The organism is Lysinibacillus sp. SGAir0095, assembly GCF_005491425.1.
Taxonomy (GTDB): domain Bacteria; phylum Bacillota; class Bacilli; order Bacillales_A; family Planococcaceae; genus Ureibacillus.
The window spans coordinates 2,109,532-2,129,038 of the sequence record NZ_CP028083.1 but is presented as its reverse complement, the minus strand read 5'-3'; the positions used below and the strand labels follow the sequence as shown (position 1 = coordinate 2,129,038).

General features: G+C 35.1%; 17 protein-coding genes. 15 read left to right on the top strand and 2 right to left on the bottom strand.

Going from position 1 to position 19,507, the window contains the following annotated elements; all coding sequences use genetic code 11:
- Window positions 1-278: 278 nt before the first annotated feature.
- The 3 genes from C1N55_RS10455 (at window position 279) to C1N55_RS10450 (ending at window position 2,319) form a co-directional block, all read left to right on the top strand.
- On the top strand, window positions 279-1,055 hold the full coding sequence (locus C1N55_RS10455) for a phosphotransferase (RefSeq protein WP_137728768.1): 777 nt from the start codon (window positions 279-281) through the stop codon (window positions 1,053-1,055).
- Between the two features lie 84 nt (window positions 1,056-1,139).
- On the top strand, window positions 1,140-1,295 hold the full coding sequence (locus tag C1N55_RS20535; protein WP_168193841.1) for a hypothetical protein: 156 nt from the start codon (window positions 1,140-1,142) through the stop codon (window positions 1,293-1,295).
- A 124-nt stretch (window positions 1,296-1,419) separates the two neighbouring features.
- Window positions 1,420-2,319: a TIGR01777 family oxidoreductase gene (locus tag C1N55_RS10450; RefSeq protein WP_137728767.1), complete on the top strand. Its 900-nt coding sequence runs from the start codon at window positions 1,420-1,422 to the stop codon at window positions 2,317-2,319.
- 277 nt (window positions 2,320-2,596) lie between these two features.
- On the opposite strand, the gene eis is transcribed toward C1N55_RS10450, so the two are convergent.
- Together eis and C1N55_RS10440 are read right to left on the bottom strand one after the other, a co-directional pair.
- Window positions 2,597-3,853, bottom strand: coding sequence for a GNAT family N-acetyltransferase (gene eis, locus C1N55_RS10445; RefSeq protein WP_137728766.1), 1,257 nt, complete (start codon window positions 3,851-3,853; stop codon window positions 2,597-2,599).
- 90 nt (window positions 3,854-3,943) lie between these two features.
- Complete coding sequence (locus C1N55_RS10440) at window positions 3,944-4,390, bottom strand: GNAT family N-acetyltransferase (protein WP_137728765.1); 447 nt, start codon at window positions 4,388-4,390, stop codon at window positions 3,944-3,946.
- 195 nt (window positions 4,391-4,585) lie between these two features.
- Between C1N55_RS10440 and C1N55_RS10435 the strand changes: the two genes are divergently transcribed.
- The 12 genes from C1N55_RS10435 to C1N55_RS10380 all read left to right on the top strand — a co-directional run bounded on the left by C1N55_RS10435 (window position 4,586) and on the right by C1N55_RS10380 (window position 19,470).
- Entirely contained in the window at window positions 4,586-5,593 is a 1,008-nt protein-coding gene (locus C1N55_RS10435; RefSeq protein WP_137728764.1) for a M23 family metallopeptidase, read from the top strand.
- 446 nt (window positions 5,594-6,039) lie between these two features.
- Window positions 6,040-7,191 (top strand): CapA family protein, encoded by a 1,152-nt coding sequence (locus C1N55_RS10430; protein WP_168193840.1) that lies wholly within the window; start codon window positions 6,040-6,042, stop codon window positions 7,189-7,191.
- A gap of 109 nt (window positions 7,192-7,300) precedes the next feature.
- On the top strand, window positions 7,301-7,510 hold the full coding sequence (locus tag C1N55_RS10425) for a hypothetical protein (RefSeq protein ID WP_137728762.1): 210 nt from the start codon (window positions 7,301-7,303) through the stop codon (window positions 7,508-7,510).
- Window positions 7,511-7,564: 54 nt separating this feature from the next.
- Window positions 7,565-8,464 (top strand): alpha/beta hydrolase, encoded by a 900-nt coding sequence (locus tag C1N55_RS10420; RefSeq protein WP_137728761.1) that lies wholly within the window; start codon window positions 7,565-7,567, stop codon window positions 8,462-8,464.
- Between the two features lie 147 nt (window positions 8,465-8,611).
- Entirely contained in the window at window positions 8,612-9,067 is a 456-nt protein-coding gene (locus C1N55_RS10415; RefSeq protein WP_137728760.1) for a DUF2269 family protein, read from the top strand.
- Between the two features lie 316 nt (window positions 9,068-9,383).
- Complete coding sequence (locus C1N55_RS10410) at window positions 9,384-10,382, top strand: VanW family protein (protein ID WP_240758261.1); 999 nt, start codon at window positions 9,384-9,386, stop codon at window positions 10,380-10,382.
- Window positions 10,383-10,685: 303 nt separating this feature from the next.
- Window positions 10,686-12,851 (top strand): methyl-accepting chemotaxis protein, encoded by a 2,166-nt coding sequence (locus C1N55_RS10405; protein WP_137728759.1) that lies wholly within the window; start codon window positions 10,686-10,688, stop codon window positions 12,849-12,851.
- 120 nt (window positions 12,852-12,971) lie between these two features.
- The gene (locus C1N55_RS10400) at window positions 12,972-14,501 is read left to right on the top strand and encodes a spore germination protein (protein ID WP_240758259.1); all 1,530 of its coding nucleotides are present in this window, start codon (window positions 12,972-12,974) and stop codon (window positions 14,499-14,501) included.
- Window positions 14,498-15,610 (top strand): GerAB/ArcD/ProY family transporter, encoded by a 1,113-nt coding sequence (locus C1N55_RS10395; RefSeq protein WP_137728757.1) that lies wholly within the window; start codon window positions 14,498-14,500, stop codon window positions 15,608-15,610. Before C1N55_RS10400 ends, C1N55_RS10395 begins: the two co-directional genes overlap by 4 nt.
- On the top strand, window positions 15,607-16,725 hold the full coding sequence (locus C1N55_RS10390) for a Ger(x)C family spore germination protein (protein WP_240758258.1): 1,119 nt from the start codon (window positions 15,607-15,609) through the stop codon (window positions 16,723-16,725). The genes C1N55_RS10395 and C1N55_RS10390 overlap by 4 nt, the downstream gene beginning before the upstream one ends.
- 78 nt (window positions 16,726-16,803) lie before the next feature.
- Window positions 16,804-17,748: a VanW family protein gene (locus C1N55_RS10385; protein ID WP_240758257.1), complete on the top strand. Its 945-nt coding sequence runs from the start codon at window positions 16,804-16,806 to the stop codon at window positions 17,746-17,748.
- A 141-nt stretch (window positions 17,749-17,889) separates the two neighbouring features.
- A complete protein-coding gene (locus tag C1N55_RS10380; RefSeq protein ID WP_137728756.1) occupies window positions 17,890-19,470 on the top strand; it encodes an amidohydrolase in 1,581 nt (526 codons plus the stop codon).
- Window positions 19,471-19,507 lie beyond the last annotated feature (37 nt).

Here is a 19,507-nt window from a genome sequence, read left to right as displayed (position 1 = left end):
TCTTTTGGAGAGTGGGCATAATTGGGACAAACCGTAACGTGCAAAAACTACAGCTGCTTTAGCCGAAGTTATAAAGGAAATCGTTGAAGAAGATTGATAAGAAATCAAGGTAAAAGGTAGTAGTAAAATATTATCCATACAATAGCAAGGAGTTGCGTTCTAAGAGTTGAGAATCACCAAACCGGTTATCTTCAACTCTTTTTCTTTATATATAACAAGGTAATTTGTCTATAAATGGAGAAATGTTAAATAGCAAAACTTTTGGAGGATTGTGTCGGATGGAAAAGATGTTGAAAGAAAAACTAGAACAGATTATAGGACCTTTCCATAGTATTACTTTATTAGATGAACAGGGATGGACATCGGAAGTTCGAAGGATCGCAACTCGCGAAAAATCATATTTACTTAAAAGTTCTTACATAGCAAGATATCGATTATGGCTTAAGTCTGAAGCAGAAGTGCTAGAAAAACTAAAGCAAAATCAAGAAATCCCAATTCCTGAATATTTCAGTTTTTTTGAAGAAGAAGGGAGAAGTCATTTGTTAATGTCTTTTGAAAATGGGATGTCGTTAACAAAAGCATTAAAATTAGCGAAGTCCGAATGCGAGAAAATTGCGTTAATCAAAAGCTTTGGGGTATTTCTGCAACAATTTCATGAAAAAGAGCCACTTCAGCTTTTGAAGCATGAAGGAGATTGGCTGGAGAATCAGTTGATGCTAGCACAAGACTCTTTTGAGAAAGGGCATGCGGATGAAAATGCCAGCTTGGAGCTGTTAAACAATTTAAAGAGGCACAAACCAAAGACAGTGCAACAAACCATGATTCATGGGGATTGCACAACAGACAATGTGTTGGTTATTAACGGTGAGGTGCGGCTATTTATTGATGTTGCTGGAATGACGGTTGGAGATCCGCGCTATGATGAAGCCTTAGCAATTCGAAAGATTAGCGGTAATCCGGAATATTTAGCAGCGTTTTACCATGGGTACAAAAGGTATAAAGTGACAAAGAATGAGATTCAATATTTTGACGCGGGACTTTATGAATTTTTTTAGAATGCCATCGTCAAAATGAAGAAATCAGGAATAGTAAAATACTCTTAGGTACTACACAACTCTTTTTTTGAGAAGGTGAACTAATTGCCAAATATACCTAATAGAATCCATATTAAATGGAATCGATTGTTTGAAAAAGAAAGCAAACCTAAGATATTAAATATGCTGCAACGTGACGAGGTAAATTCAGTCATCGTAAAAAATATTATAGAATTAGATAATTACTTAAAGAATATTTAAAATGGAATTAGAAAAAATCAATTCAAAAATCTAATTAGAAATTAACTGGAAAAGCATGGTTTTCCATTAATTAATAAAAGTAAACGGTGTATCTAGATTTTAAAGAGATCATTGAGGTGAACGTATGAAAATAGCGATTTCTGGAGGTTCAGGATTTATCGGAAGTAAATTAACAAAACTTCTACTAAGCGAGGGGCATGAGGTTGTTATCCTAACAAGGAAGGAAAAACAAGCATCTAGTGGTATCTCGTATGTAATGTGGCTTACTGATAGTGCAACTCCCGAAAAAGAGTTAGACAATGTAGATGCGTTTATTAACTTAGCAGGCGTTTCCATTAACGATGGTAGATGGAGTGAGAAACATCAAAAGCAAATTTACAAAAGTAGGATGGAAGCAACTGAAGAGTTATTAAGGATAATCGATGTTTTGCCCAAAAAACCTTCTATTTTTATCAATGCTAGTGCAATCGGTATATACCCCGTATCATTGGAGGCCGAATATACGGAAGATTCAATATCATCCCCCGACGACTTTTTAGGTCGAACTGTTTTTGATTGGGAGAATAAAGCGAAACAAGTAGAGAAACATGAAGTGCGGACGATCTTTATGAGATTTGGAGTGGTACTTGGGAGTGATGGGGGTGCACTTCCTTTAATGATCTTACCATATAAATTATTCGTCGGTGGAGCTGTTGGGTCTGGTAAACAGTGGGTGTCTTGGGTTCATGTCATAGATGTTGTAAGGGCTATATCTTTTGCTGTCAACAATCATAATTTACATGGACCTGTAAATGTGACAGCCCCAACACCTGTTAGAATGGGTTGTTTTGGTGAAACAATTGGTAGGGTATTAAAACGTCCTCATTGGTTTCCTGTACCTTCATTCGTCATGAGGATAGCTCTCGGCCAAAAAAGCAAACTTGTTCTGGAGGGGCAAAAAGTATTACCAAAAGTGCTCTTGAAACAAGGATTTGAATTTGAATTTCCTAATCTAGAGTTAGCTTTAAAAGATTTACTCAAATAGAAAATAGGATGGATGCTTGAGTTATGGAAGATATTTAACTTCTTACAGAATTGGATTATAGACTTCTATTTCTTAGTAAAACCAAATAATAGCTCCTGGTAGTCAACCTGAATTTAGTAGTGAATATATGGAGTTTGAGTAAGAGGGGACTCGAAATAAAATAAATTATATAAAGAAAAGTAGTTACCCAGCCAAAACAGTAAATTCATCTTTTCCTATTGAGGGCAACATGAAGTGCCAATTGTTAAACTCTTGGCACTCGACTCAAGGTTAGTATTTAAAAAGCTGTTAAACACATTGGTTTATCTAGTGTATTAAATAGAGTATTAAGCACATTAAGGAAGGTAGGATGACTAATCTCAACCTTACTATAAATATATAATTCTTTGAGCGATACTACACCCATTAACAATGAAGATAACTCCGAAATATCAATTTTTACTTCTACTTCATAATCCTTCTCTTCCATAATTTCTAGAAATCCTTGTTTGACTTGTAACAAATATTCACCCTGATTTTCGGGGAAAAAGGAGTCAGTCACAGTCAGTTTCCATTTTAAATCAGGTGTAAAATATTGAATATGCCTTAAGTAAGTGATAAAACCTTTCACATTAATTATTCGATACATTAATCCAATACCTGTTGTAGCACTTGGATGATATACACTTGGAATTAACTCGGTTGAGCCATTCCTTGCATCATTTACTAAAAAGCGTACATGCTCATCCTGTGTGTTCCATTCAATCCGGGATACTTGATCGACCTGACTGTTTAAAAAAGTGCAAAGCGCCATTAGTGATACTGGTGTCTCATATATGCATTCTTTAATAACTAGGTTGTTTAGCATAAAATTCGTTTCGCTCTGTTTTCTAAAAGTAAAGACCATATATCCATATATTTTATCCTCTTTTTTAAAAGCTATAATTCGATTTTCTGAATTCTTAAACAGCGCTTTCCATTCGTGCACCGTTTTGTAAATCAGACCGTGTTTACTCTCTGCAAAACGATTATAGCAAGCTGCTAGTTGTTCAGAATCCTCTTCATTTACATAAATTAAATGCTCTTTTGTTTTTCCTTTTGGAAAACTAGCGGGTTCTAAAAGATATTGATGTATACTTGATCCATAGCCAAACCCCATATTCTTGTAAAAATCTGGTCGGAATGGATACAATGCTACGAGATGAACCCCTTTAGCCTTAAAAGTTTGAAGAAACTGTTCAATCAGCTCTTTTGCAGCACGCTCTTTTTTATGAAGTAAATCAACAGCAACTAGACCTACCCCACCAATATCTATTCTTTTAGAATACAAATTCATTTCATAATAATGGATTCGCATGCCTGCTATCAGCTGCTGTTCTCTAAATAATCCGTAAAACTCTACCCCGGCATCTTCTTGTTGTTTATTTATAAGGAATTCCTTAAATTTTTGCTTTTCTTGTGGCGCATTGGCAAGTATGCCTGGATATGCGTTAGCAACAATATCCACAAACTTAGTAAATTCATTCTCTGAAACTAATTTTCTAATTTCACCCATTCCATAACCCCCTTCACCTGTAGATATAAATATATAGCAATAAATAGAGAGCTGATCAATTAAAAGAGTGCTCCTAAGCTATTTTTGTGTTTACAAACTTTCGATTTTTTTATACATAACAATATGCGGACCAATCGGTGGATAATCAAAAGCTTCTCCATGTGCTTGAAATCCAATTTTTAGATAATAATCCTGTACTGTAGTACGTGCATTGCACCACAACAAATTAGTATCATTCGCTTTTATTAATTTTTCAGCAAAGCGAATAATTTCTCTGCCTGCGCCTTGCTTCCTAAAATCATTTCGTGTTGCCATTCCTCTTAGACGGTACTGATTCTCATGGGGGAAGTCGTAATATTTTTCAATATTAAATGAAGCAATACTGATAAGTTGATTTTGTACAAATGCTCCTACATGAAAAGCACCTTCACCATGATCGGTGTCATACATACAGTCTTTTATCTCCATATGGGGCCGTAAAATTCTATGCCTGAGACTGTATGTGTCTTCGGCCTCAATTAATTTAACCTCCAGCATTTCTCATCCTCCTCTAGACGAACAACTAAAACCTGCAACAAGTATATATAATTCTTCTCGCAGTTAGATTAATCCTTCAAAGAGTTCTTGTTCAGCCAAAAAAGAAAATTCAAATTGATTGTGGACAGTTTTTGATAATGATTCTTAAAAATGGTAAAATTTTGGTTAAAGGATTGATATGTGAGGGAGGATATTATGAGCAGCTCTTTGAATAATTTTGTGACGCCAGAAAACTTTGGGCATGATTTTTTACACATTAAACCAGAAACTATTTATAAACAATGTAGCGAGGATTTTAAGGATCTCATTACTTCCCAACAATTTAAAGAATTAATACAAACTTTTAATAAAAACGTTAAAAGCTATCATTTTCTTCAAACTACCTCAATCGGAGGGCTGAACCAATATTTATGGTTAGACACTCGCAAGAAAAAGTACATCTGTGTTGCATTCGATTCATCTAATACGATTCACCGATTATTACTAAAGCCGTATTTAACCTATCCAAAGAGTGATCAACGCTACACTAAAAAGTTCTATAATATGCCGATAAATGCAGAATGGTTTGTTTTTTGGGGTGGTAAAAATGAATTTCTAAATTATCACTATGCATATGAATCTCAAAGGTATGCTTACGATTTGGTCATCATGAAAGACAATCAAACCTATGAAGACAATCACGCCCGCAATGAAAATTACTTTGCATTTAATCAAGAGGTTGTTGCGCCTGACAGTGGGACAGTTGTTAAAGTGATGAACCATGTTCCGGACAACATACCAGGGGAAATGAATGAACAAGCGCCAGCAGGAAATCATGTGATTTTAAAGCATCTAAATAACGAATATAGCTTACTTGCACATTTTAAACAGCATTCCATTACAGTAAAAAAAGGAGATCAGGTTAAGCAAGGCCAAGTTCTTGGATTATGTGGGAATTCAGGTAATTCTTCGGAACCTCATATACACTTTCAAGTAATGAACTCACCAAACTTAAAAAAATGTAAATCTCGTTGTATCCGATTTTCAAATGGAGTAGAACCTATTCAGGGAGATTTAGTTAGAGAAGGGCCGCTATTTTATAACACAGCCATTACAAGGTCACGTAGTTCTGATAAACTGGAATCTGCTGAACTCATCGTCCTTCTAGGAGAGGCTCTAATCACGATTCCTCGGTTTATTTTTTCTTTATTCAAAACATTTTGAAAGCATTTTGCTTTTGGCGACTTTTAAGTCATTATTCAAACAAAGCATGACACAGGTATCCAGTTATAATTACTTAATCTCAAGAAAAATAAAATTCCCATATCTTGATGAAGCGGGGAAAGAGTATTACACTGCAAAATATCCAGAAGAATAAATTGAATGAAAGCAGACCATATTCAGTCTGCTTCCCATCACAAAGATAAAATAAATTACTAAGGAGATTCTGTATCTCCTTTTTTATGTTTTGTAAAATAAAGTTTTCCATTTATTAAACACTAATAGTAAATAATCTTTCTATATTTTGAATATTTTACCTACGGCTGATTGTAAAAAGTATAATCTTTGATAAGATATGTATATTAAAATGTAACATGAATTCAAGGTGGTGATTGACAATAATAAAGAAATATTTTTTTTTAATATTTTTATTAATTTTGGTATCCTGTGTGGACAATAATCTAACCAATCGAAATCATCAAAATTCCGAAATTGAAGAATTGCATTCTGTTGAAGAGGAGAATAATTTAGTTAATGAAGAAGAAATCATTAAGAGCGAACCAAAAGAACCGGAACGCTATTCGGCAACGATTTCGGCAATTGGGGATATTTTAGCACACAGCCCAGTTTATAAGGAAGCTTATATCGGCAATGATCAATATGATTTCTCAGAAATGTTTACTCAAGTTAAGCCTTACATAGAAAGAGCTGATATTACTGTTGCCAATAGTGAAAGTATTGTTGGCGGACAAGGATTGGGAGTTTCAAGCTATCCTCAGTTCAATAGTCCGTATGAGTTAGCAGACATATTGAAAGATGTTGGGGTAGATGTCGTAAATATGGCAAATAATCATACGCTTGATCGAGGAGAGCAAGCTATAGTAAACGCAACAAACTATTGGAATGATCTAGGGATAGAGTATGTTGGTGCAGCTTCGTCCTATGAAGAATCCCAGCAAATCAAAACCTTAACAGTTAATAATATCACCTTTTCATTTTTAGGCTATACTTACGGGACGAATGGTTTAGAGGTGCCTGTAGGAAAAGAGTATCTAGTTAGTTATATTGATGAAGACAAAATGATGCAAGATATACAAAAGGCTAAAGAAATCTCCGATCTCGTAGTATTGAATTTACATATTGGGGATGAATACAGTCGTTCGCAAAACGAGTATCAAGAGAAAATCGCCCAATTAGCGGCAGATAATGGAGTTCATATTATTTTTGCCCATCACCCACATGTGTTACAGCCTGTAAAATGGTATACAGGTATAGAAGGAAATCAGACATTTGTTATTCACTCACTAGGTAATTTTTTATCTTCACAGGATAAATTATACAGACAAATCGGTGCCATTTTGGAGTTAGAAGTGAATAAAACGATTACTTACGATACGGACGGCAATGCAGCCACAGTAATTGAAATAAAAAATCCAAAGTTATTGCCTACCTATGTGAAATTTGCTAATTGGAAGGAATTCAAAATCATTCCTATGTATCAATTAACAAATGACAGCTTACCAAATGCCACAACAATCTATAGTGAAATTAAAAAACATATGTCACAATACGTTCCAAATCTAGAATTTATTGAGTCATAGTCACTAACCAAGTTAGAAGGAAATATCCTTTTTAACTTGGTTTTTCTATTCATAGAGGAACTTCACTTGGTTATGTTAAGTAGTAAGAAACTTTAGGAGAAAAATATCCGTGCAGGAATATAAAGTGACTTATTTCTTTGATGAACAACATTATGTAAGAAGATTTATTCATGTCGAATCACAAGAAATGGCCGAAAAAATTATCCGCAAAGAAAGAGGTCAATACATTGAATTTACCGATAGTCGAGGAATATACCACGAATTAAATACGGGAAATGTTCGGGTTACTCAAATTTCTGCCTATCACCGTAAGAAGTAATATTATGGACTGATTTATACGAGCTATGCAATTTAATATGAAAGGAGCTAGCTAATGCCATTACATCATTATATTGAACAATTTTTTCAGCAAAATTTGGAAGCTAGAAGTAAAGGAGTCCCACTCGAAATTCCCCCATTAGAAAAGCGGCCAAAAGTGCTAAACGTTGAAGAGCGGGTAGTTGAGGGAGATACGCATCAAATTCCTATAAGAATTTATACACCTGATGATAAAGTGGCCATTTATCCACTTCTTGTATTTTTTCATGGAGGAGGATTTATCGATGGGAGTATAGAATCCCATGATGTTTCTTGTCGATTGCTCTGCCAGCTTTCGGGATATAAAGTGATTTCCGTGGGTTACAGATTCTCCTCGGAACACATAGCTCCAGCTGCTTTTCAGGATTGCTACAATGTGACAAAATGGACAGTTGAGCATGCATCTGAACTTGGTGGAGACAAGGAAAATGTAGTTGTGGGGGGAGCAAGTGCAGGAGGAAATCTGGCTACGGTTGTGGCTTTAAAATCAATTGCTACAAACGATTTCAAGCTAGCGAAACAAGTTCTTCATTATCCTATTCTCGATATTGATATTACAAAAGATGGAAGTATCTATCAATCAAGAGCACTTTATAATGCAAAGTATGGTGTGGACATCACTACTTCTTCTGCAGATTTACTTGGTTATGAACAGGCAGGCACGCCGTATACCTCACCTTTATCAGTGGATACGGAAACTTTATCACAAATGCCAAAAACATTAATCTTCACAGCAGAATATGATCCACTTTGTGATGAGGGAGAACTATACGCAGAAAAATTAAAGGATGCAGGAACAGCTGTTAAACTTGTGCGGTTTGATGGAGGTATTCATGGTTTTATGCAGAACTTCCCTGGTTCACCTGACTACATGAGGGGATACGATATTACAAGTGAATTTTTAATAAGTGATTAAATAGGAGTGGTACGATTTCCGCAAAAGAATTCGTACTGCTTTTTTATTTGTGATTAATTTTATCTAGAACAGCTTCAATTCAACAAATTTTTTGCCCTTCTTACACGTATACATACAGTATTGAATAGAAAGGAGTGTACTTAGACAATGGATATTCTTTTCAACCTACTATTGTTCATCCATATTCTCGGTGCTATTTGTGGGTTAGGAGCTACTTTTGCTTCTCCATATATCTTGAATAGCGCTCGTAATGTAAGGTCTGCTTTTAATGCACATATGGTAAATGCAAAAGTTGAAAAATTAGCAAAGATAGGAAGTATCGCTATATTAGCGACTGGACTCATCATGGGATTTATTCATCCTTATTTATTCACAACAGGCTGGTACATATCTTCCATCGTTTTATACATTCTTACCCAACCAATCGTCGCTTATTTATTACCGAGGTATGAAAGAGCTTTGCTAGAAATATTGGAAAGCGCGAACGGTGAGGATTTGCCGAGTGAATATATACAAATTGCAAATAAAACGAAACCCTTAACACGAACAACCTACTTCCTCTTGTTTCTATTAGTATTCCTGATGGTCTTTAAACCGTTTTAAGTGAATGCGCCAAAGGTAACTTTGGGCATTTTTTTATGTTCGTTCATGAATTTTATGAAATTGGAGCACGAATAAATTAGCTCTTTTCCTAACTTCATACTGTAAATAGCTTCAAACGATAAATAATCTGACAGTCCTCTTCACTGGTTACTCTATAAAATCTAAAGAAACCAGATGGAGTTTGACGCCTTCCTGCGCACTCAAACTGTTACTATGAAATAAATATATACCTAATCCGAGAATTCACAGAGTCATTTTCACTCCCTGTTGAATATCCTAATAAGTGGTGAAACATGTCGAATCAGGGGGCGTATATGTGAGGACTATTTTCATTTTTATTTTCATTATGGTGATGTTATTGGTTGGATGTAGTGACGTTTCAGTCATCGAAGAACAGGTTCAAGAAGATAGTTCTAAACTAGAGAATCAGGAGGGACTATACGAAGAGGAGGTGGAAACTCCACCTGATGAACCGATAATAGATGAGGAAAAGCCATCCTTCATAATTAATGTCATTGATCCGAACACAGAGGAAATCATCGCTTCACTCTCCCCGATTGATCTAGGTTTTTATACAGATTATTCTTCATATCAACGGGAAATAGAAGAACTTGCAAAAGAAATAGCTAGAGGCACTGAGTCCGGTGAAGGTTATGATCAGCGGATGGTACTTGACAAAGTTCATGAGAATGAGGAATTAGTCGCGGGTCATCCTATGATTCTATTAAAAGAAAGTGAGCTTGTAGATAAAATTCTCTCAGTATCTCCGGAAGGGGGAGACGTGGAGCTACCGCTTTACATTACCGAAACAGGGTATGATCGAAATGAATATGTTTCTTTAGATGATGTAGTCATTGCTTCATATACCACATATTTTAATGCTTCAGATGTTGGTCGTACACATAATATCAATCAGTCGTCCGAAGCAATTTCCCACGTGATTGTTGGAATGGGGGATTATTTTTCCTTTAATACAACAGTTGGGCCCAGAACGAAGGAAACTGGCTACCAAGAAGCACTTGAGATTGTGAATGGAGAATTTGTGCTGGGTATAGGTGGTGGAATTTGTCAAACTTCTTCGACTCTATTTAATGCTGTAGATCAAATAAAAGTTAGTTATGCAGAAAGACACCATCATTCCAGGGAGATTGGCTATGTGCCAAAGGGTAGAGATGCGACGGTCTCTTATGGAACGTTAGATTTTAGATTCCAAAACACAACAGGTTTCCCCTTTATGATTACTTCGTCTACTACGGATAATTCGATAACTGTAGAAATTCGAACATCTGAGAAATATGCAAATAGTCAAAACTAGCATTCTGCTAATTTTGAACGCAATTGAAATGGATACACTTAAAAATAGGCACAAATATCGTGTCTATTTTTTATTAGAATCGAAGTTATCTCATAAAAAGTTACTATATTTTCAAATTTCTTATACTTTTTAACTAGTAGTATTTTTTCGTTTAGTAATAATGTTCTAAATTTATATTTTATTACTATTATTTTTAGTATATAATTAATTCTGAAAATATTATCGCAAAAGGGAGGAATTTACAATTACAACTTCAATTTTCACATAATTGAAAACTAGAAATGCGTCAGGGGGGCTACTTTATTGTTAATCAAAAATAAAAAGCCAAAAAAGCAAAAGATTCAAAAGGAGTTAAACAAGTTAAGAAAACAGAAAATTCCAAAGGATTCATCCGAGTTTAAAAAGCAAAAAAATCTATTTATGTTCAAAAAGAAAAAGGCTCCAAAAGAAGCAACCTCGGAAAAGGTACAGCAAGATTCAACTAAGAAAAAACGGATGATTAGTATACGAACTCGATTCGTTACCGCTATATTATTAATTTCAATTATTCCATTAATTGCTGTTTCTTTATTTATTCAAAATAACAATAGTGGTATTTTGATAGAAAAAGAGCAGAACGCTATGGAGGATCTTGCTGTAAGTAAGTCTCTTTCCATCGAGCAGTGGTTTAATACTCAAATCTCCGAAATGCAGGTAGCTGCAGCGAGTGATGTGATGAAAACGATGGATGCTGAGCGAGTATTACCATATATCAATATGTTAGAAAATCGTTCTGATGTATTTGATACAATGTTTGTTATTGACAAAGAAGGTACGGTTCTAGCCCATACACTGAAGAACAGTGTTGGAGCGGATTATAGTAACCAAAGCTATGTTTCTGCTGTATTTGGTGGAAAATCAGCCTTCTCAGAAGTGATAACTCTAGAGAATACAGGTAAACGTGCTGTTGTTGCTGCTACACCAATTTTCAATGACAAAGGTTTAATAGTAGGTATTTTAGCTGGTGCAGCAAATCTGGAAGCCTTAGTTGGTACATATTTAGCAGAAGATGAAAACTCTTCAAATCTGATTACTTTAATTGATGAACAAGGTATTATTCAAGAACACCCTTCTAAAGACTTAGTTGGAACTAAATTTGAAGAAGCGGATCTTGGAGAATTGAGTGCGTTTTTAGAAAAAAGTACTCAAGAATCAGGTATTTCTACATTTGATTATAAAGATGAGGAATACATCATTACCTATACGCCAATCAATTCGGTGGGGTATGGATTAGCTATTTATACACCTTCAAAGGATGTACTTTCCGATTCAAAAGAATTACGTGATGCAACAATTATTATGATTCTCATTGCTGCAATTGCTATAATTATCATTACGTTTATTATTGTAAGAAGCATTACGAAACCAATTTTGGTTCTTTCGTCTAAAATGGAGAGAATTGCAACTGGTGATCTTACAACAAAAATTATTAAAACAAAACGACGCGATGAGATTGGACAACTCTCAAATAACTTTAATCTTATGATTGATAATATTAAGCATCTCGTATCCGAAATTAAGAAAGCGTCCGATAAAGTACTATCTTCATCAGAAGAATTATCAGCAAGCTCTGATGAAACTGTTCAAGCGACGGAGCAAATCTCCGCTTCTATTCAAACAATTGCATCTAACACAGAAACTCAAGTGAGCTTTACAGATAATGCAAAAAATGTTGTAGTGAATATTTCAGATGGTATTTCTGCTATAGCGGACAATATTCAAAGAACAAATGAGCTTTCAAGTCAAGCAGTTGATGCATCCAGTTCAGGTTCAGAGGTTATCGGCAATACGATTAACTATATGAAAACTGTTGAAGAAAAAACGAATGCGGCATCAAATACAATTAACGGGCTAGGGAAAAAATCAACTGAAATTAATGATATTGTTTCCGTAATTACAGAAATTGCAAACCAAACAAATCTACTTGCGCTAAATGCGGCAATTGAAGCAGCAAGAGCAGGTGAGTATGGTAGAGGATTTGCAGTCGTGGCAGATGAAGTTCGTAAGCTTGCTGAGCAATCAAGTAGAGCATCTGCACAAATCAGTGATTTGATTAAGGATATTCAAAAGGAAATTACCTTATCTATCCAGGCGATGGAGGATGGGAATTCTGCTGTGAATGATGGGAAAGAATTAGTTGTAAGAGCTGGTAGTGAATTCGAGAATATTGCAAAAGCAGTTGATAAGGTTTCTATTCACATGAAAGAAATTTTAGATGAAAGTCAGCATATTAAAAATTCTTCTGAAAAAATGGTGGATGAAATCGATCACATATCTAAAATCTCGATTGAGGCTTCTCGTAATACTCAAGAAATTGCTTCTGCATCGGAACAGCAAAATAGTTCAATGGAAGAAATCGCAGCATCTGCTGATAATTTAGCCACTATGGCAGAAAATCTAAAGCAGGCAGCACAAGCTTTTAAAATGTAAGAGATAAGGCAATTTTTTCGTTCTCTAGCGAAAAAATTGCCTTTTTTCATTCTAAATTGATAGTATAGTTCAACTCTATTAAGACATCCTATGTAAAGATAGGAAATGGAGAGAAGTTTTATGTTTAGAAAGAAAAATAAGCAAGAAAATCCATCTAATAACGCAGCAAAAAAAGAAGAACCCCAAAAAACACCAATTCCAAATTCGAAAACTGAATTTCTTGATAAACTTAAAAAGTCGATTCATTCACCAGCTGATTTGATTGTCAAAAAAATTAGCGATTCCATAACGATTGCATTTCTTGACTTTTTAATTGATGGAAAAACATTGAATGAACAAATATTAACTACGCTTGAAAAAGTAAATAGTACATCTCCAAAAGTTATTAAAGAAAAGCTTCTAATAGCTGAGGTCGACTTATTAACAGAGCTAAATAAATCTGTTCATGAACTATTAATCGGAGCTGTGTTAATTCATGTTGATGGCTATCCTGAACTAGTTGTTGCAAAAATTTCCTCCTATCAATCGAGAGGCTTATCAGCACCGGAGAACGAGTCCCAAGTTATCGGTTCACAGGTTGGATTCAACGAAAATATAGCAACAAACATATCCCTGATTCGACGATATATCACTAACCCTAACTTATGTAATGAAAAGTTTGTTCTAGGAACAGCAACAAATACTTCAGTATCTCTTTTATATGTTGATGGTATTGCAAATGAGCAACACGTTAATACTGTTCGCCAAAGAATCAATGATCTAGACCTAACCGACCTGATTGATAGTGCTGTTTTGGCGGAGTTAATTGATGATAATTCATTTTCAATGTTCCCTCAAATGCTTCTAACAGAAAGACCTGACAGGTTTTGTGATGGCCTGGTAAGCGGGAAAGTCGGAATTATGGTAAATGGAAGTTCTATGGGAATCCTTTGCCCCTATAGTTTTTTTGAATTTTTTCAAAGTAGAGAAGACCAAAATCTTCGTTGGCCCATCGCTACATTTATTCGTTTATTACGTTTCATGGCAATTTTAATATCCATTTTTTTTACACCCATATACGTTGCAGCCTTAACCTTTCATTATGAGGTAATACCGCAACCCATGTTAGTACCGTTAAGTGAATCGAGGGCAATTGTTCCGTTCCCGCCAATTATAGAAGCCTTGCTTTTAGAATTAATCATTGAATTATTGCGGGAGGCAGGTGCAAGGTTGCCTACAAAGGTCGGTCAAACAATTGGGATTGTAGGAGGTATTGTATTAGGTACTGCTGCAGTTCAAGCAGGTATAACAAGCAATATTTTAATCATTATTATTGCTTTATGTGCACTTTCTTCGTTTACAACACCCAATTATTTGATGGGGAATGTAATTAGAATTTTACGTTTTCCAATCATTATCTTAGCAGGATTCTGGGGATTTTATGGAATAATGCTTGCCTTTTGTTACTTGATTATTCATTTATTAAGACAGTCAACTTTAGGTGCTCCTTATACAGCCCCAATTTATCCACCAAGATGGGGAGATTGGTCAGATAGTCTTATAAGACTGCCATTTCCATTAGTTAAGCGGCATGCTGCGAATTCAAGATCCACTGAAACTGGAAAGGATACAGAAAACACACTTTCCAAAGAAGAGAAGGTGAAAAAATGAAATCTACTCTCCAAATCAGTAATAGCCAAAAAATAAGTACCTCTCTCTTCTTTTTTGTTGTGGTAGCAACTCAAATTGGTGTTGGAATCCACGGTTTTCAACGAGTGGTTGTAAAAGATGCCAGCAACGACGCGTGGATTTCCGTAATATTAGCCACCATATTTTCACATATTGTTGTATTTGTCATGATTAAAACTCTCGAATTATTTCCATCAAATGACCTATATGGGATTCATCAGGAAATATTCGGTAAATACATTGGCAATTTTCTTAATTTAATCTATGTATTGTATTGTTCTTTCGCCTTTTATTCCGTAATTAAAAATTATATTGAAGTAATAAATACTTGGGTATTCCAAAATTTATCACAGTCATTTATTACAATTACGTTGCTGCTTCTAGTTATTTATGCATTTTCTGGTGGATTGCGAATTATGATTGGAGTCTGTTTTTTTAGTTTTTTTACTGGCCTCTGGATCTTAATAATTTTGTTTATGCCATTAGAGTTCGCACACTACAATCATATACTTCCAATCTTTAAAAATGATTTGACAAGCATCCTTAAAGGCGCATATTCAATGACCTTCACAATTGTTGGCTTTGAAATTATCAATGTTCTATATCCTTTTGCTAAGGAAAAGAATAACGTACAAAAATATGTTCATTTGGGTTTACTTTTTACATTGTTTATTTATTTGTCTGTAATGCTAGTTACGATTGTTTACTTTAGTGAGAATCAATTAGATAGAACTGTCTGGGCAACACTTACTTTATTTAGTGTTGTAAAGCTTCCATTTATAGAAAGAATCGAAATTATTATTATCTGCTTTTGGATGATGATTATTTTACCGAACCTTTGTTTATTTTCTTGGGCAGCTTATCGAGGAATCAATCGAATTAAAAAGCTGAGAGAAACAACTTTTATTTGGCTATTTTGTATTCTTATATTTTTCGCCAATATCCCTATACAATCACGAATACAAATAGATAAAGCGAACCATTTATTTGCTCAAATTGCTTTTTGTATTGTTTATATCTATCCCTTTCTACTTTATATTATGGCTTTAATAAAAAAGATGTTGTTTAAAAATTGGGAGAGAAGTAATTGAAAAAAGTAAAATTATTAGTAGTGTTGTTATTGTGCTGTATGTTAGTAATGGGATGTGCTGAATCTAGAATTCTTGAAAGGATAGGATTGGTTACTTTACTTGGTTACGACATGGAAGAAGAAGATAAAGTTACTACAACCGCTGTAATTAGACAAATTAATCCTGAATTCGAGAGTAAAGTGGAAGTTCAATCAGAAACTGATAAAACAAGTAAAGGTACTCGAATTAAAACAGATATGAAAACCGCAAAAAAACTAGCAACTGGTCAATTACGTGTTGTGTTATTCGGAGAAGAGTTAGCAAAAAACGGACTTGGACAAACTATACACACATTAATGATGAATAATGAGGTAAGTACCAGTGTTTATCTGGCTGTTGTAAAAGGTACATCCAAGTCTCTCCTTAAGTATCAATATAAGGATGTTTCGGATGTCGGCCAACATATTTATAACTTGATCGATCATAATGTCAAACAACAACAAACCATCTCCTCAACGACACATGAGGTTGTACGTGATCATTACTCTGAAGTACGAAACTATGCAATGCCCATCCTCGCAAAGAAGGGGGAATTTATTCAGATTGATGGAGTTGCTTTTTTTAGTAATGAAAAAATGGTAGGCGAACTTCCGGCAGATGATTTTTTCTATATTATGATGATGCAGGATAATTTCAAGGATGGAACACTTGATCTTTCTTTGGATGGAGATTCAATAGACGCTTCCAAATTTAAAGATAATCAATTAGAAATTGCGGTTGATTCCATTAAGACAACTAGAGGAATGAAAGTTGTTAATCCTGAGAAAAACGAATTTAATCTAACGGTAAAAATGATGTGTCGAATATTAGAAATCGAAAATACCATTTCAACTAGCGATGCTAAAATGTTGGACAAAATCGAGAAAGCAATGAATGAAAAAATTAAGGAAGAAATGACTAGAGTCCTTGAGTATAGCCAAGAAGTAAATTCAGATATCTTTGGCTTTGGGGAACATTATAAATCACAAGTTCGAAATGTAGATCTTACTACTAAGAAATGGAGTGAACTGTACAGAGACATGAAAGTTAATATTAAAGTCGATGTTGAGATCATTCGAAATGGTGTATTTGAATAATTTTAATGGTCATTTTATATTTCAAGTCGTTTAGGGAATGATAAACTCAACGACAGACAATGTTAGGTTGGGTTAAAAGTGTTTGAATTAAAAAAAGTACTATTCATGACTCTCATTTTTTTCCTTTCGATCAATGCTTTCCACACAAATGCTCAGGAAACCATACAAAGTGAAACACCCTCTCAAAGAACGATAAAAATTATTGATCCATTTACTAAAGAAATAGTAAAGAACATAACACCTACCGATTATGATTTGATTGTAGACATCTCCCAGTATAAAAAAGAATTGGAAAAGTGGGTTCATCAATTTGTGAATGGTTCTGTTGATAGTGGCGGTTATAGAAAATCAATGATATTAGATAAAATTGATGAGAATGGCGAAATTATTAAAGGTAGACCCCTGATAACAGTGAACGAAGAAGAGCTTGTTGAACTAATAATCCAGCATTCTTTCTCGGGGGGAGAAATAGAACTACCATTAAAGTACACTAAAAGTGACTATAGTATTAAAGATATTCCTTATTTCAATGAAGTTGTACTTGCTTCTTATTCCACTCGGTTTAGAGCACATAACTCTGGCCGAAGTAAAAACATTGAGCTTTCTGCAATGGCTATAAATAATGTAATTGTCGGAAACAATGACATATTTTCATTTAATTCTGTTGTAGGTCCAAGAGATGTTGCGTCTGGCTATCAAATGGCACCGGAAATTATCCGAGGAAAAATGATTATGGGAATAGGCGGTGGAATCTGTCAAACATCATCTACCTTATTCAATGCTGTCGACCAATTAGATATCAAAATCATCGAAAGACATAATCATTCACGTGATGTCGGATATGTACCAAAAGGAAGAGATGCAACTGTTTCCTTTGGAGGCCTTGATTTTGTTTTTCAAAATACAACCGGGATTCCATTTATCGTTAAAACTTATTATCAAAAAGGTTCGATTACGATTCAAATCAAGACATCAAAGGAATATGAACAAATTCTAAAAAATGAACTAAGTCATTTGCACTAAGACACGATTCACGTGTCTTTTTTTTTGGAAGGACTTCCTTTACTTGAGGATTTTGAAGTTAAATAGCATAATGAGATTAGTAGAAAATCTAGTATTTATAACTAAATGTTGGAACAAAAAATTATGAAAGGAATTGATAAGATGAAAGAGTTGTGGCATGGTGGGCCAATCTATACGATGGCTTCCGAACATGAAAAAGTCGAAGCAGTATTAGTGGAGAATGGAAAAATTTTAGAAGTAGGGACCTTTGAAGAACTAGAATCCAAAGCAGATACTTTTTCCAATTTGAATGGTGCTTCAATGTACCCGGGTTTAGTTGATAGTCATCTTCATATTCTATTCCACGGTGAAAAGCTAATTCGATTAGATTTGTCAAAAGCTACTTCAGCAGATGAAATGCTTGCATTCGTACGTGAAGCTGCAAAAGATTTACCAGCAGATAAATGGCTATACGGAGAAGGATGGAATGAAAATAATTTTATCGACAAGCGAATTCCAACGATTCAAGAGCTAGATGCCTTACGAACAGGGCCAATTCTTTTGACTCGAGTATGTCATCATGTAGTATTAGGAAATACAGCTGCCCTAATAGCTGGAGATATTCATGAAAACAGCATTTCACCTGCTGGTGGCAAAATTGGTCGAGATTCTGAAGGAAAGCTAAATGGATTGTTATATGAACAAGCCTGTAATTTAGTGAAGAATGCCATTCCACGTGAGGGCGAAGCGTACATACAAGATTTAGTGGATGCTTTAAATCGTTCAATTGATGATATGTTGTCGAAAGGGTTAACAGGCGGCCATACTGAAGATATGAGTTATTTTGGTAAATATACCAATCCGTTGTCTGCTTATGAAAGAGTGATAGGAGAGAAGCATCACTTCCGCGTAAATTTATTGCGACATCATACTGTTTTTGAAGAAATGATGAAAGCAAACCTTTCATTTGATGAACCATTTATCGAACCAGGTGCCATGAAGATTTTTGCAGATGGTTCATTGGGTGGAGCTACGGCTGCTTTGATCGAACCTTATACTGATAATCCTGAAAATAAAGGTCTATTCATTCATACAGATGAACAATTAGTAGAACTGGTGAAATTAGCTCGTTCGTACAACGAGGCGATTGCAGTCCATATCATTGGTGATGCGGCTGCACAGCAGGTCATCGCTGCAATTGAAAAATATCCAGTACCAGCTGGAAAGCGTGATCGTTTAATCCATTGCTGTGTGTTGAATGAGGAGTTATTAGAACGTATAACAAAATTATCGGCTGTCATTGATATACAACCAGCCTTTGTGCCATCCGATTTCCCATGGGTTGCTGATAGGCTTGGTGAGAAGCGTCTAGAGTATGCTTATGCATGGAAAAAAATGTTGGACAGAGGGATTATGTGTTCTGCTGGAACCGATGCTCCTATTGAAGATATCGATCCATTAATTTCAATTTATGCTGCAGTAGAACGTAAAAAACCTTTTGATCCTCACGATGGCTATCTTCCGAATGAGAAGCTTACGCGTTATGAAGCCATCCTAGCCTACACATATGGTAGTGCTCAAGCCATTGGAAAAGAGGATAGTCGAGGATTAATACGCCCAGGTTACGATGCTGATTTTACAATTTTTGATCGCGATCTATTTGAAGGTTCATCAGAAGATATGCTGAATGCAAAGGCAGTTAAAACGGTCGTAGCTGGTCGTGTTGTATTCGAACGTCATTAATAATAATCAATCCCCTCTTTAGTGGCAGGGGGGATTG